This window comes from Pseudomonas sp. W3I7 (assembly GCF_030816095.1).
In the GTDB taxonomy this organism is placed as follows: Bacteria; Pseudomonadota; Gammaproteobacteria; order Pseudomonadales; family Pseudomonadaceae; genus Aquipseudomonas; species Aquipseudomonas salomonii.
In genome coordinates this window covers 2289791-2305293 of record NZ_JAUSXP010000001.1, presented here as the reverse complement: position 1 = coordinate 2305293, position 15503 = coordinate 2289791, and the positions used below count along the sequence as shown (strand labels likewise).

The following is a 15503-nucleotide window of genomic DNA, read 5'->3' as shown; positions in this document are numbered from 1 at the left end:
GAAGTCCGCGCATGACCCTCACTTCTCCTATGCCCTTGGGCCGCCTGGTGCTGGGCCTGGCCTTTGCTGCCGCCCTGCCCGTTCAAGCCGACGACACCACCCTCACCGGCGACTGGGGCGGCCTGCGTCGTGAACTCGACGAGCAAGGCATCCGCTTCACCGGCGACTACAGCGGCGAGACCGCCTACAACGCCGACGGCGGCCAACACCGTTCGGCGCGCTACTCGCAAAACATCAAGCTCGGTGTGCAGTTCGACCTCGGCAAGCTCTACGGCCTGACCAGTGGCGACCGCATTCAACTGACCATCAACGACCGGCGTGGCAACAGCGCCTCCGAAGACCTGGTGGGCAACCGCCTGCCGATCCAGGAAAACTACGGCGGCCTCTACACCCGTCTCACCGAGTTGAGCTACGAGCGCACGCTGTTCACGCCCGCGCTGAACATCAAGCTCGGTTACATGGCGATGGGCAACGACCTCGGCGGCCTCGACAGCGGCATCCTGTGCAACTTCATGAATGCCGGTTTCTGCGGGCACCCGCTGAACATGTCCGGCGGCAGCGGTTGGACCAACTACCCGAATGCACGCCTGGGTGCGCGGGTGAAATACGACTTTTCGCCAAACTGGCAGTTGCGTGTGGCGGCATTCAATGTCGACCCTGACAGCAACGGCAACTCCAGCCGTGCCTGGCGCCTGGACCCCAAACACACCACTGGCACCGTGGTGCCGATCGAACTGGTGTACAAACACGCGGGCACGCTGCCGGGTGAGTACAAGCTGGGGTATTACTACGACAGCTCCAATGTGAAACGCATCGGCAGCAACAAAGACGTCAACGGTCGCGGCGGCCACTACCTGCTGATCGACCAGGCCGTCTGGGCTTCCAGCACATCCGCAGGCCGTGTGCTGCACGCCTTCGGCCAATACTCGGCGGCCAGCCAAGCCGCCTCGCCGTTCAGCAAGTGGTACGGCGCAGGCGTGGTGCTGTACAAGCCGTTTGAAGGCCGCCCACGCGACACCGTCGCCCTGGGTTATGGCCGTGCGGTGCCGAACCCACGCAGCCGTGACGTGCAAGAGTTGGCGGCGTTCAATGCCGGTACGGACTCCCCCAACCTGAACAATGCCGAGCAATTGATCGAACTCAGTTATGGCTACCAGGCCACGCCGTGGCTGACGCTGCGCCCGGATGTGCAATACATCATCGAGCCGGGGGCGTTTTCCGGTGAGAACATCGATAACGCGCTGGTGCTCGGGCTGCAGGTGAAAGCGACCTTCTAAATAGTGTTGTTGACGGCGCGCTGACCGTGCCCGTCATCCCGTGACTAACCCCTCCTCATGCCCGGCATGGGGAGGGTCGAACAGCGACGTTTGTGCATGTGTATCACTGAAGTCTTTCAATCATCGTCGCTGATGTCGCTATCGCTGATTTCGTTATTTTTATGCGCGAAGTCATCGCGAAACCATTCGTCATCAAACGCCTTTTCACTCTCAGTCATATGCGTACTGTCGTGCCAGGCCTTTTGTTGCTCGTCTGTCAGCTTGCCGTCCTCCACAAATTTTTCGACCGGCAGTATTTGTTTAACGGCGGGGCTGAGATTGGTCTCGTGTAATTCGGCGGGCGGTTGGTAATGACCACTCGAATTCGTCCAAAACTCCGGCTTCCCGTTCTTGATATAAACAGTACCGGCATACAGCACATCGGTGGAACCGCCCTTAATAGACTGCAGACCGTTGGTCAATGCCGAGTGCCCGTCCACTAAATCGGGATTAGTGTGAACACTGTAGGGGTAAGGCTTGCCCTCTGGCGTGAGGCCTTTGTTCATAGAGCCCATGTACACTTTGTCCGGCTCATCGGCACGCACGACAAATGCGTACGCTCCGTCCATCATAAAGGGCTTGGGATTGTTCGGGTTTTGCGTTCTGAAGCTGTAGGTGCCATTGGCGTGTTTATCAAGTTGCAGTATTTGATCAGACGTGGCTGGCCTCTGAAGTGTCGTGCCTGCAATACGTTCCTTCAGGCGAACGGGTGTAAATGCTTGTTCTGATGTATCCGGTTTTACCCCTCCGTTGATTGCGACACGCGCCCAATCACCCTTTCCGTCAGAGTGAACCGTCATTACCGGCTGACGCGTATTATGATTAATGATCTGCGCATACTCGTCGTTCGGCTTGAAGGTGCCCATGATCTCGTAAACCTTAGGCACACCTGTCGCATCGGCATAACGGATAAACAATCGGTTGAATCCGCCTGTTTCATCCTTGACTTGATAAACGCCCTTCTCACTGCGTGTAGCATTTTTAATCAGTTGCTCACCATTGGGCACCGCGTGCTCACTGATGGACCCCGCTTGCCGAGGGCCGACGACTTGAGGAAGGTTGTCGTTGGCAACCGGTGTTTTAATCGCGGGTTCTGGGTTGTTTACCGCCGACGCCGCATCAGTCTCACTCGAAACCTTGGGTGTTCGCACAAACTCGAACTCGTTGGTCTGAGCACTGTAGCGCCAGCTGTAATGTTTAGACGAGGAGAACCCATTGGCTGCGGGCGGCTCATCCAGCCCTGCCCCCGCCGCCGAGAGTGCAAGTTCGTGCAGCAACTGCAGGCCGGAGATCACTGCGGCGGCAGTACCGTCCACGCGATCTTTAGCGGTCATGCCATGCGTGGCATCATGGATGCCAAACACCACATTACCCGCAGTGCCGACGATGGGCACGTAACCGAAGGTATTTCCCCAAAGCTCTTTCACAGACTTCCAGGACTGCTGTGAGGAGCCAAATACTTGGGTCTGGTCATCGTCTTTTGTATTCTTAAGGTTCATCGCCTGATAGGCACCGACAATACCGGACTCAAGGTTGCCGAACTTTAACGCATGATCAGCGCCTCGCGACTGCGTATAATTAAATGTCTCCCATACCGGCACATTTCTTTCTGCAATCCCATGTTTACGTCCCAGGTAGGTCGCATAGTTACCGATAATCAAATTATTGAGTACATCGACCGCCTTGGGCTTATGAGCATCCAGGCCACCTTGCTTATCCTTGGCGTTAAACCTGCTCTGCAACTCTTTGTGGTTTTTCTTTGCCCAACGGGCAAAATCCTCATCGCCGTGTATTTTAGTGACCGTGCCGCTCTTCAAATCAATCATCAGGCCTTTATTGGGCCTGGGGTCATGGTGGCCGTTATAGTTCACATGCGGGATAAATGCATACCCGGCCAGTGGATAGCCGTATATATTTGGAATAATGACATTGCCGCCCTTATCCAGCGTGCGCTCGATCGCCGATCGGTCCGCGGGGTCAAGCTTTTCGTAAGCCGACTTGTCGTTACGCAAACCGTCCAATACGCCCCGCACAACATAGGCATCGGCTTTGCCCGAGCGCTTCGCCAAGGCCCCCGATTTGTCGTGCATGCGCTTGTGTATGTCGTCCTTCCAATGATGCTGGAGGTGCTTACCCATCAGTTCCAGATTGTTGATTTTGTTCTTGTCTTCTTGTTTGAAGGTCACACTTTGTTGATTAATCACGCCGCCGCTCGGTGGCCGGTCATGCTTAAGGGCACCGGCTGCAATTTCCCAGGCAGAGTAGGTGCGCGTGTACTCATCGGTCTTGTGAGTGGCACCATTTAACTCTTTTGTGTAGGCCCTGAACGTCACGGTGATTTTTTCATGCGGGTCGTACCCTGCCGCCATTAGCCCACCGCTGAAGTAGCCGCCAGGCTGCAGGAACGGACGAATCTGCTGGAACCTGATATTGCTTTCGCCTTCCTCACCACTTTCTATGTGCTTGATTTGCGTGACCACACGGCCGGCGTAGGCATCGATTTGCTTTACGAGTTCCTCTGGCTTGTCGCTCGCCGCAGGCGGGGAACCGGTGACAGAGCCATAAATCACCCCCTTGGCGAAATCAAATTCATGATTAGGGGCCGGGGCTTGAATCGGCTTTTGTCCAAGACCCGGTTTTTTATCTTCTGTACCGCTCGGCGCGTCATCAACCCTGTTTTCTGGTGACGACGAATCGCGAATTGCCCGAGGCGCACGACTGTGTTCAGCAGGTGTTGGATGGCCAGGGATGGAAGGTTGCGACAGCAGAGATGGGCGTATATTCATGATCGACTTAGTTTTCAGGCTGTTGCTCTTGATAAGCCCCCTGCAGTTGGCCATACACGCCCGGGTCAGGTACCGGACGCTTCTTGTAGATCGTGCACGTTAGGGGGCGGCGTATACCTGTGTATTTTTTCGCACAGTAAGTACACAAAATACCTACACCGGTAACCACGTAAGTCGTACAGCCGAGTCAATGCGTTCCTTCAACAGCAGCGGCATTTGTAACCTGGTGTTTATCAAGCCCAGGCATGGGCATTACAACAGCGAAGACCTGCGCAACTCGGCGCCCAACCACCTGGGCATCCCCCGGCTCCCGGATTTCAGCGCACAGGCGACGCTGGTCAGCGGCAAGTTGGTGCAAGTGCTCAAGGGCTGGACACTCAAGGGCGCGTTAAAAACAGATTGCTCTACGATGTACTCACACCGTGCTGGTACTCGCGCGGCGTACAGCCAAACTCTCGCCGAAACACCGTGTGCAGGTACTGCGCCGATTTGAAGCCGCACTCCTGGGCAATGTCGGCAATCGCCTGCGTGTGGTTTTCCAGGCCCTTGGCCGCTGCCGCAAGTTTGAAGCGCAGAATCTCGTCATGCACGCTGCAACCGCGCACCTTACGAAAGTGCGACTCCAGGGATGAGCGCGACACCCCCACATACGCCGCCACTTGCGCGGTCTTGATGCCCTGGCAGGCGTACTGGCGGATAAACAGCAGTGCCTGCATCACATACGGATTACCCAACGGCTGATGCAAGCTGGAGGCCTGCACATTGATTGCATCCGGCGGCACCAGGATCTGCGTGCCTGCGCAGGGTTTGCCGTGCAGCATTTGGTGCAACAGCGCGGCGGCCGTGCGGCCCATGGTCTCGGTGCCCTGGATCACCGAGCTGAGCGGCACGCGCGTGAGGGTGCGGGTCAGCGGGTCGTTGTCGATGCCGATCAACGCCACTTCTTCCGGCACCGCGATGCCGGCGGTGAGGCAGGCTTGCAGCAATTGCCGGGCGCGGGCGTCGGTGACGGCGATGATGCCGATGGGCTTGGGCAAGGCTTGCAGCCAGGCAATCTGCTGCTCCACCGCGCTGTCCCACAGCGGCGCGCTGGTGCCCAGCCCACGGTAAATCTCAACCTGCAAACCATCGCGTTGCATCAGGCGGCGAAAGGCTTTCTCGCGCTCTTGCGCCCAGCGGTTGGCCTGGGCTTCGGGCAGGCTGAAACAGGCAAAGCGGGTCAGCCCCGCCTCGATCAAGTGTTCGTACGCCAACTTGATCAGCGCATGGTTATCGGTGGCCACATAGGGAATGCCCTTGGGGTAGGCGCGTGCATCCTGATAGGAGCCACCCACCGCCACCACCGGCAAATGAATATCGGCCAGCGCCTCGCCGATTAGCGGGTCGTCGAAGTCGGCAATGATGCCGTCGCCCTGCCAACGCTCGATGCCTCTTAAACGGCACAAAAAGTCTTCCTCCAGGAACAAGTCCCAGGACACACGCGTGCTGCTCAGGTAATTGCCGATGCCGGTAATGATGCCGCGGTCGTAAATTTTGCTGCCGTTGAACAACAGGGCGATGCGGTGCACGGGCGGTAGGGTTTGCATTGTTTTTATCCTGGGGCCGGTGGCTACAGACTAGCCCTGGCTGGTCAAAATCGCACTACGTCTTGGTGATTTTCATAATCGGCAGTCCCGATGCCGTTGCTAGTATCGGGGCACCGCCAAGAACAATAAGGAAAACGCCATGCCGTACTTCCAAGGTGTCGAGAAGGTTCGCTTCGAAGGCCCCAGCAGCGACGCCCCCCTCGCCTTTCGTCATTACGATGCCAACAAACTGATCCTCGGCAAGCCCATGCGTGAACACCTGCGCATGGCTGCCTGCTACTGGCACACCTTTGTGTGGCCGGGGGCGGACATGTTCGGCATGGGCACCTTCAAGCGCCCGTGGCAGCGCAGCGGTGCGCCGATGGACGTGGCCATCAGCAAGGCCGAAGCGGCGTTCGAGTTTTTCTCCAAACTGGGCATTGATTACTACAGCTTTCACGACACCGATGTGGCGCCCGAAGGCAGCTCGCTCAAGGAATACCGCTACCACTTCGCGCAGATGGTCGACCACCTTGAGCGTCATCAGGAACAGACCGGCATCCAGTTGCTGTGGGGCACCGCCAACTGCTTCAGCCACCCGCGTTTTGCCGCCGGCGCCGCCAGCAACCCGGACCCGGAGGTGTTCGCCTACGCGGCCGCTCAAGTGTTCAGCGCGATGAACGCCACCCAACGCCTCAAGGGTGCCAACTACGTGCTGTGGGGCGGTCGCGAAGGCTACGAAACCCTGCTCAACACCGACCTCAAGCGCGAGCGCGAACAGCTCGGGCGCTTTATGCGCATGGTGGTGGAGCACAAGTACAAGATCGGCTTTAAGGGGGATTTGCTGATCGAACCCAAGCCCCAGGAGCCGACCAAGCACCAGTACGATTACGACAGCGCCACGGTGTTCGGCTTCCTGCATGAGTTCGGCCTGGAACACGAGATCAAAGTGAACATCGAGGCCAACCACGCCACCCTGGCCGGGCACAGTTTCCACCATGAAATTGCCACCGCCGTGTCCCTGGGGATTTTCGGCAGTATCGACGCCAACCGTGGCGACCCGCAGAACGGCTGGGACACTGACCAGTTTCCCAACAGCGTCGAGGAAATGACCCTGGCCACCTATGAAATCCTCAAGGCCGGGGGCTTCAAGAACGGCGGCTACAATTTTGATTCCAAGGTGCGCCGCCAGAGCCTGGATGAGGTTGACCTGTTCCACGGGCATGTCGCTGCCATGGATGTACTGGCCCTGTCCCTGGAGCGTGCGGCGGCCATGGTGCAGAACGACCGCTTGCAGCAGTTCAAGGACCAGCGTTATGCCGGGTGGCAGCAGCCCTTGGGCCAGGCGGTTTTGGCCGGTGAGTTCAGCCTGGAATCGCTGGCCGAACATGCCTTTTCCCATGAGCTGAACCCGCAGGCTGTGAGTGGCCGTCAGGAGATGCTCGAAGGCGTGGTCAACCAGTTTATCTACACCTGACCGCCCGCTGCTTTTGTGGCGAGCGGACCTCTGTGGCGAGCGGGCTTGCCCCGCGTTGGGGCGCGAAGCGGCCCCTGTTACTGGCAACTCGGTTTTAACAGATACACCGCATCGCCTGGTTTCAGGGCCGCTTCGCAGCCCAACGCGGGGCAAGCCCGCTCGCCACAGGTACGGTACATTCATCAAATCAGTGTCTTTCCAACAACAATAAAAGGACGCACCACCATGAAAGCATTCAAACGTACCCTGCTCGCCACTGCCCTGGCTCTGCTCGCCCTGCCGGTGATGGCCGACTCCGCCCACCCGAAAATCGGCTTCTCGATTGACGACCTGCGTCTGGAGCGCTGGTCCCGCGACCGCGATTACTTTGTCGCCGCTGCCGAAAAGCTCGACGCCAAGGTGTTTGTGCAGTCGGCCGATGCCAACGAGCAGAAGCAAATCTCGCAGATCGAAAACCTTATCTCTCGCGGCGTCGACGTGATCGTTATCGTGCCGTTCAACGCCACGGTGCTGACCAACGCCGTCGCCGAAGCCAAGAAGGCCGGGATCAAGGTGGTGTCCTATGACCGTCTGATCCTCAACGCCGACATTGACGCGTATATCTCCTTCGATAACGAAAAAGTCGGTGAGATGCAGGCCAACGGCGTGCTGCAAGCGGCGCCCAAGGGCAATTACTTTTTGCTCGGCGGCGCGCCCACCGACAACAACGCCAAGGTGTTGCGCGAAGGCCAGATGAAGGTGCTGCAGCCGGCCATCGACAAGGGCGACATCAAGATTGTCGGCCAGCAGTGGGTCAAGGAATGGAACCCCACCGAGGCCCTGAGCATCGTCGAAAACGCCCTGACCCGAAACGACAACAAGATTGACGCCATTGTGGCCTCCAACGACGCCACCGCCGGCGGCGCGATCCAGGCCCTGGCCGCGCAGAAGCTCGCGGGCAAGGTGCCGATTTCCGGCCAGGACGCCGACCTCGCCGCCGTCAAGCGCGTGATCGACGGCACCCAGACCATGACCGTGTACAAGCCCCTCAAGCTGATCGCCACCGAAGCAGCCAAACTCTCGGTGCAGCTGGCGCGCAACGAAAAACCCACCTACAGCTCGCAATACGATAATGGCAGCAAAAAAGTCGACACTATCCTGCTCACGCCGACTCCACTGACCAAGGCCAATATCGACCTGTTGGAGAAGGACGGTTTCTATACCAAAGAGCAGATCGCCGGGCAGTGACCGCCATGGCCGACTACTTGCTGCAAATGAACGGCATCGTCAAAACGTTTGGCGGTGTCAACGCCCTAAACGGCATCGATATCAAGGTACGGCCGGGGGAATGCGTCGGCCTGTGCGGTGAAAACGGCGCCGGTAAATCAACCTTGATGAAGGTACTGTCGGCTGTCTACCCGTATGGTACCTGGGAAGGCGAAATCCTCTGGGACGGGCAGCCGCTCAAAGCCCATTCGATTAGCGAAACCGAGGCCGCCGGCATCGTCATTATTCACCAGGAGCTGACCCTGGTGCCGGACTTGTCGGTGGCCGAAAACATCTTTATGGGCCACGAACTGACCTTGCCCGGCGGGCGCATGAACTACCCGGCCATGCTGCAGCGCGCCGAAGCGCTGATGCGCGAACTCAAGGTACCGAACATGAACGTGGCGCTGCCGGTGTCGCAATACGGCGGCGGTTACCAGCAACTGGTGGAAATCGCCAAGGCCCTGAACAAACAGGCGCGCCTGTTGATCCTCGACGAGCCTTCCTCGGCCCTGACCCGTTCGGAAATCGAAGTGCTGCTCGACATTATCCGAGGTCTCAAGGCCAAGGGCGTGGCCTGCGTGTACATCTCCCACAAGCTCGATGAGGTGGCTGCCGTGTGCGACACCATCGCCGTGATTCGCGATGGCAAGCACATCGCGACCACGGCCATGGCCGACATGGATATCGCGCAGATCATCACGCAGATGGTCGGCCGCGAGATGAGCAACCTTTACCCCACCGAGCCCCATGCAGTCGGCGAGGTGATTTTCGAGGCACGCAACGTCACCTGCTATGACGTCGACAACCCCAAGCGCAAACGCGTGGACGATGTTTCCTTTGTGCTCAAGCGCGGGGAAATCCTCGGCATTGCCGGGCTGGTGGGTGCCGGGCGCACGGAGCTGGTGTCGGCCTTGTTCGGCGCCTACCCCGGCCGCTACAGCGCCGAGGTGTGGCTGGACGGGCAACTGATCGACACGCGCACGCCGCTCAAATCGATCCGCGCCGGGCTGTGCATGGTGCCCGAAGACCGCAAGCGCCAAGGCATCATCCCCGACTTCGGCGTGGGCCAGAACATCACCCTGGCGGTGCTCGACCGCTACGCCCATATGACCCGCATCGATGCCGAAGCCGAGCTTGGCAGCATCGACCAACAAATCGCGCGCTTGCACCTCAAGACCGCCAGCCCGTTTTTGCCGATCACCAGCCTGTCCGGCGGCAACCAGCAAAAGGCCGTGCTGGCGAAAATGCTCATGGCCAAGCCCCGCGTGCTGATCCTCGACGAGCCCACGCGCGGCGTGGATGTGGGCGCCAAGTACGAGATCTACAAACTGATGGGCGCGCTGGCCGCCGAAGGCGTATCGATCATCATGGTCTCTTCGGAACTGGCCGAAGTGCTGGGGGTTTCCAACCGCGTGCTGGTGATTGGCGACGGCCAGTTGCGCGGCGATTTCATCAATGAAGGGCTCACCCAGGAACAGGTGCTCGCCGCCGCGCTCAGCCACAACAATAACAACCGGAAAACCGCGTGATGAATCAGGTCAAACTGCTTTTTACCCGCTACAAAATGCTCGCCCTGGTGATCGCGGTGGCGATCATCTGGGTGTTTTTCAGCTGGCAGACCGAGGGTGGCTTTCTCACGCCGCGCAACCTGTCCAACCTGCTGCGGCAGATGTCGATCACCGGGATCCTGGCGTGCGGCATGGTGCTGGTGATCATCAGCGGCGAGATCGATTTGTCGGTGGGTTCACTGCTGGGGTTATTGGGCGGGCTGGCGGCGATTCTGGACGTGGTCTACCACATTCCGCTACTGGCCAACCTCAGCCTGGTGGCGCTGTGCGGTTTGATGATCGGCCTGGCCAACGGCTACATGACTGCCTACCTGCGCATCCCCTCGTTCATTGTCGGCCTGGGCGGCATGTTGGCGTTTCGCGGGATTCTGCTGGGGATTACCGGCGGCACCACCATTGCGCCGGTGTCGCCATCGCTGGTGTATGTAGGCCAGGGGTATTTGCCGCATGCCGTCGGCGTGGGGCTGGGCGTGTTGCTGTTTGCCTTGACCCTGTTCCTGACCTGGAAGCAACGGCGCAACCGCGCGCTGCATGGCCTGGCGGCGCATGCGTTGGTGCGTGACCTGTTGCGCGTGGCTGTGATCGGCGCAGTGCTGGCCGGGTTCGTCACCACTCTCAACAGCTACGACGGCATCCCCGTGCCGGTGCTGCTGTTGCTGGTGCTGCTCGGCGTGTTCAGCTACGTCACCAGCCAGACCGTGTTCGGCCGTCGCGTGTACGCGGTGGGCAGCAATATGGAAGCCACACGCCTGTCGGGCATTAACGTGCAGGCGGTAAAACTGTGGATCTTCGGCATCATGGGCGTGATGTGCGCCCTCGCCGGCCTGGTCAACACCGCACGCCTGGCTGCCGGCTCGCCGTCGGCGGGCAATATGGGCGAACTGGATGCGATTGCCGCGTGTTTTATCGGCGGCACCTCCATGCGCGGCGGCTCGGGCACGGTGTATGGCGCGTTGCTCGGGGCGCTGGTGATTACCAGCCTGGATAACGGCATGTCGATGTTGGACGTGGACAGCTATTGGCAGATGATTGTGAAGGGCAGCATTCTGGTGCTGGCGGTGTGGGTGGATGTGAGTACGCGGGCGGGGCGGCGCGGCTGAGCGAGAGCCTGCGCGCATTGTGCTCAGGACTAAAAGCCTGAAAGCGGAAAATTCCACGATCGAGCTTTTCGAACTGAGCACTGAAGGCTTCGATGCTAACGACGAACGTCAATCATCGTCGCTGATTTCGTTGTCGCTGTCAGTGTCTCCTATATTGAACTCTTCTTTCACCCACTCATCATGTTGCGCCAACTCCTTCGGGGTCAGATGGGTGCTACTGTTCCACATGTTTTCCTGCACGCGCGTAAGTTGGTCCCTTTCCACGTACTTGTCATCTGGCAGTATGTTTTTAACCGCAGGCGTGATGTTCGTCTCGCGAAGCTCAGTGGGCGGCTGGTAATGCCCACTCCCATTCGTCCAAAACTCTATAGCGCCGTTTTTTATGTAGACCTCGCCGGCAAAAAGCACATCGGTGGTGCCACCCTTCAGGGTTTTCAACCCATGGGTCAATGCCGAATGCCCGCCCACCCAATCAGGGTTGGTGCGCAGGGTAAACGGATAGCGCTTACCTTCGGGCGTGAGGCCTTTGTTCATCGAGCCAATGTAGACCTTGTCCGGTTCTTCCACACGTATAACGAACGCATAAGCGCCATCCGGCTTGAATGGCCGAGGCTCATTGGGGTCCAACGACGTGGCGTAATAGCCAGAACCGGGTTTTCGATCCAGTGCTAATATTTGCTCGCGTGTAGCGGGCCTCTCCAGCGTGGTACCTGCTATGCGCTCTTTAAGGGGAACGGGTTCGTTGCTCCCACCGGCAACTCCTCTTGCTCTCCAAACGCCGTCGGCATCCGGTTTGGCAATTTTGCCGGTATTTACCAATTTTGATGAATCTTTCGGATCCCGCTGACGCAACACATAGTGCGCGCCATCCCCCGCATCAGGCGTCTCAGCAGCAAAATACTTTTGCCCCCTGAATGCCACTTCGCGCATACCCGGAAATGAAACCGGTGGTACCTGATCTGGGACGACCGATGCCTGGGGTGTTCGCACCAATTCAAAGTCGTGCTCGAATGATTCATCGCTCCATTTATAGTGCGTACTTAGCGCTGAGTCGACTTCACTTAAGCCACCCTCCGCAGCAAAAGGCGCAAGTTCGTGTACCAGTTGCAGACCTGCTATCACCGCTGCTGCACCACCGCCGACGCGATCGTTTGCGGTCATACCGTGGAGAGCGTCATGGATGCCAAAAACAAGATTGCCCGCGTTGCCGACGACGGGTATATAACCAAAGGTGTTACTCCATAGCTCTTTTGCTTCTTTCCAACTCTGCTGCGAATGACCAAATACCTTAGTCTGATCGTCCCACACTGCATTCTTGGCGTTCACCTCCTGGTACTGTTTGGCAATGGCATTCACAGTGCCGTACTTCAACTGATAATCGCCATCTCGCGACTCGGTGTAATTAAAGGTTTCCCAAATGGGTACGGGCTTATCTTTGACTAAACTTCTGTAACCAGGAAAGGTTCTAACATTGCCCGCAATGTAGTCATCCAACAACTCGCTCGCTTTGGGCCAATGGGCATCTATGCCGCCTTGTCTGTCACGGGCATTGAAACTGCGTAATAACTGCTCACGATTATCGGGCGCCCAATTGGCAAAGTCCTGATCACTCCAAATAGAAGAAACCGTGCCATTTTTAAGATCAATCATCACGCCTTTATTGGGCCTGTTTTCCGGATTACCGTCGTAAGGTGTGATAGGAATAAACGCAAACCCTGCCAGTGGGTAACCATACAGGTTGGGAATAATAACTTGCCCATTTCCGTTCAGCGCGCGCTCGATGGCCGTGCGTTCTTCATACACCATGTTATGCCCTTGGGTCTTGAGCAGGCTCTGCAGGGTTCCCTTTAGTACATAGGCATCGGCTACTCCCGACCGCTTAGCCAATACTCCCTCCACGTCCCGCATCGGCTGGGCGATCTCATTTTCCCAATGGTTTTGAAGATTCTTGCCCGCCGACTCCAGATCCTTGACCTTGTTGCGGTCTTTCTGCTCAATTACCATCGACTGGAAATTGACCGTGCCGCCGCGCTGAACCCTATCGTGCACAAGCGTACCGGCGGCTATTTCCCAGGCAAAGTAGGTACGTGTGCTGGTATCGCTTAGCGTCTGGGGGTGTCCAATCCCTACGTATGAGTTGAACGTTACCGTGATTTTTTCGTGCGGGTCGTACCCGGCAGCCAACAACCCACCACTGAAGTAACCCGCAGGCTCCAGGAACTGTCGAGTCTGCTGGAATTTGACATTGCGCTGACCTTCCGAACCTGTCTCAATGTCTTTGATCGCCTTGCTGACACGCTCACTATAGGCATCGATGCGCTGCATACATTCTTGTTGGTTATCGCTCGCGCTGGGCATAACAGCGTTAGCCGAACCATAAATGGTCGTCTTGTAAAAAACATCAAGAGGCAAAGGCGGGGCGTCGATCTCCCTTAAAAATTCACGCACGCTACCGCGGATGCTTGCGCTGCTTGTGTCGACATTATCGGACGGAGTTATTTGTACTTCTGCGTTTGAACTCAGGACGGTATTCATTGCAGGCTGCGCGAGAGGATCCCAGGGCATAATCATTATCGGCACACTCTTTAAAACAACTTAATTTTACCCTTCCCCTTACAAGTTAAAGTGCGCCTACGAATCAAACGGCATCTACTTTCGGTTCAACATGCACGGGGCGGGAACTCATACGCTGACGAGGTGTTCTCATATTCTGGCTTCACGAATATGCCTACATCAGCAGTCGAATAAGTCGTATCGACCTGAAGATAGGTTCCTTCAGAAAGAATGCCTTTTATTACGAAAAGATTCTAACTTTTAGTAAACTACCAAACGACCAAAGTTGACCGTTTAATCGTTTTACTTCAAAACATTTCTTAACACGGCCAACAACGTAAAAATTGGGTGCCCACAGTGTTGGCCGCGCTCTTAGATTATTTCGACACCGGCATCGCAAACTCCGCGCCCTGCTCGATGCTCTCCGACCAGCGCTGCATGATCGACTTCTGCTTGGTGTAGAAGCGCACACCTTCCGTACCGTAGGCATGCATGTCGCCAAACAGGCTCTTCTTCCAGCCACCAAAGCCGTGCCAGGCCATCGGCACCGGAATCGGCACGTTGATGCCGACCATGCCCACTTCGATGCGCCGGGCGAATTCGCGGGCGATGTTGCCGTCGCGGGTAAAGCAGCTGACGCCATTGCCGAACTCGTGGTCGTTGACCAGCTTGATTGCCTCGGCAAAATCATTCACGCGCACGCACGCCAGCACCGGGCCGAAGATCTCTTCGCGGTAAATGCTCATGTCTTTTGTCACGTGGTCGAACAGGGTCGCGCCGAGCCAGAAGCCGTTTTCCAAGCCGGCCTCGGTTGGCACGTAATCACGCCCGTCGAGCAGCAGTTTTGCGCCGGCTTGCACGCCTTGCTCGATGTAGCCACTGATGCGTTCCAGCGCAGCACGCGACACGATCGGGCCCATTTCAGCCTTCAAATCGCGGCCGTCGGTGATACGCAGTTGCTTGGCGCGCTCGGTCAAGGACGCGATGACTTTGTCACCCACATCGCCGACCAACACGGCAACGGAGATCGCCATGCAGCGCTCGCCGGCACTGCCGTAGGCGGCGCCCATCAGCGCATCCACGGTTTTTTCGATGTCCGCATCGGGCATCACTACCATGTGGTTTTTCGCGCCGCCCAGGCCTTGTACGCGCTTGCCGTTGCGGGCGCCGGTTTCGTAGATGTATTGGGCGATCGGCGTGGAGCCGACGAAGCTCATGGCCTTGACGTCCGGGTGTTCGAGCAGGGCATCTACCGATTCCTTGTCGCCCTGCACCACGTTGAAAACGCCTTTGGGCAGGCCGGCTTCACGCAGCAACTCGGCCATGAACAGCGAGGCGCTCGGGTCGGTCGGGCTGGGCTTGAGGATGAAGGTGTTGCCCGCCGCGATGGCGATCGGGTACATCCACATCGGCACCATCACCGGGAAGTTGAACGGCGTGACGCCCGCCACCACACCCAAGGGCTGGCGCATCGTCCAGTTGTCCATGCCACGGGAAACCTGGTCGGAATGCTCGCCCTTGAGCAGGTTGGGAATGCCGCAGGCAAATTCCAGAATATCGATGCCACGGTCGACTTCGCCCTGGGCATCGGTGAAGACTTTACCGTGCTCGGCGACGATGATGCGCGCCAGGTCGTCCTTGCGTTCACGCAGCAGGTGCAGGTACTCGAATAACACACGAGCGCGGCGGATCGGCGGTGTGTCGGCCCAACCGGCGAACGCGGCCTGGGCAGCGGCGACGGCTTCACCGACGGTCTGGCGGCTGGCCAGGGCGACCCGACCGGTGATTTCGCCGGTGGCTGGGTTGTAGACGTCTTGATAGCGATCATCGCGGCTCACGCGTTGGTCGTTGATGTAGTGCTCGATCGTGCTGGTCATGGCAGGTGATCCC

General features: G+C 58.0%; 9 protein-coding genes and 1 pseudogene. 6 read left to right on the top strand and 4 right to left on the bottom strand.

The features are described from left to right. Positions 1-11 precede the first annotated feature (11 nt). Positions 12-1277, top strand: a complete 1266-nt coding sequence (locus QF043_RS10820; protein WP_307418459.1) for a carbohydrate porin — start codon at positions 12-14, stop codon at positions 1275-1277. Positions 1278-1393: 116 nt separating this feature from the next. Here QF043_RS10820 and QF043_RS10815 read toward each other — a convergent pair whose 3' ends face one another. After that, positions 1394-4102 carry a hypothetical protein gene (locus tag QF043_RS10815; protein WP_307418458.1) on the bottom strand — a complete coding sequence of 903 codons (2709 nt, stop codon included), beginning with the start codon at positions 4100-4102 and terminating at the stop codon, positions 1394-1396. A gap of 253 nt (positions 4103-4355) precedes the next feature. Between QF043_RS10815 and QF043_RS10810 the strand changes: the two are divergent. Continuing rightward, positions 4356-4490: pseudogene (locus QF043_RS10810) on the top strand (LysR family transcriptional regulator); the annotation flags it as partial. A gap of 16 nt (positions 4491-4506) precedes the next feature. On the opposite strand, the gene QF043_RS10805 reads toward QF043_RS10810, so the two are convergent. After that, entirely contained in the window at positions 4507-5688 is a 1182-nt protein-coding gene (locus QF043_RS10805; protein ID WP_307418457.1) for a XylR family transcriptional regulator, read from the bottom strand. A gap of 139 nt (positions 5689-5827) precedes the next feature. Here QF043_RS10805 and xylA point away from each other — a divergent pair, with 139 nt between their 5' ends. The 4 genes from xylA (at position 5828) to QF043_RS10785 (ending at position 11060) form a co-directional block, all read left to right on the top strand. Beyond that, positions 5828-7144, top strand: a complete 1317-nt coding sequence (gene xylA / locus QF043_RS10800) for a xylose isomerase (protein ID WP_307418456.1) — start codon at positions 5828-5830, stop codon at positions 7142-7144. Positions 7145-7369: 225 nt separating this feature from the next. Then, positions 7370-8371, top strand: coding sequence for a D-xylose ABC transporter substrate-binding protein (gene xylF / locus QF043_RS10795; RefSeq protein WP_017136530.1), 1002 nt, complete (start codon positions 7370-7372; stop codon positions 8369-8371). A gap of 5 nt (positions 8372-8376) precedes the next feature. Then, positions 8377-9921: a D-xylose ABC transporter ATP-binding protein gene (gene xylG / locus QF043_RS10790; RefSeq protein WP_307418455.1), complete on the top strand. Its 1545-nt coding sequence runs from the start codon at positions 8377-8379 to the stop codon at positions 9919-9921. Beyond that, positions 9921-11060: a sugar ABC transporter permease gene (locus tag QF043_RS10785; protein ID WP_307418454.1), complete on the top strand. Its 1140-nt coding sequence runs from the start codon at positions 9921-9923 to the stop codon at positions 11058-11060. Before xylG ends, QF043_RS10785 begins: the two co-directional genes overlap by 1 nt. Positions 11061-11168: 108 nt before the next feature. On the opposite strand, the gene QF043_RS10780 is transcribed toward QF043_RS10785, so the two are convergent. Further along, a complete protein-coding gene (locus tag QF043_RS10780; RefSeq protein WP_307418453.1) occupies positions 11169-13631 on the bottom strand; it encodes a hypothetical protein in 2463 nt (820 codons plus the stop codon). A 359-nt stretch (positions 13632-13990) separates the two neighbouring features. Further along, positions 13991-15490, bottom strand: coding sequence for a CoA-acylating methylmalonate-semialdehyde dehydrogenase (locus QF043_RS10775; protein ID WP_307418452.1), 1500 nt, complete (start codon positions 15488-15490; stop codon positions 13991-13993). Positions 15491-15503: the final 13 nt, after the last annotated feature.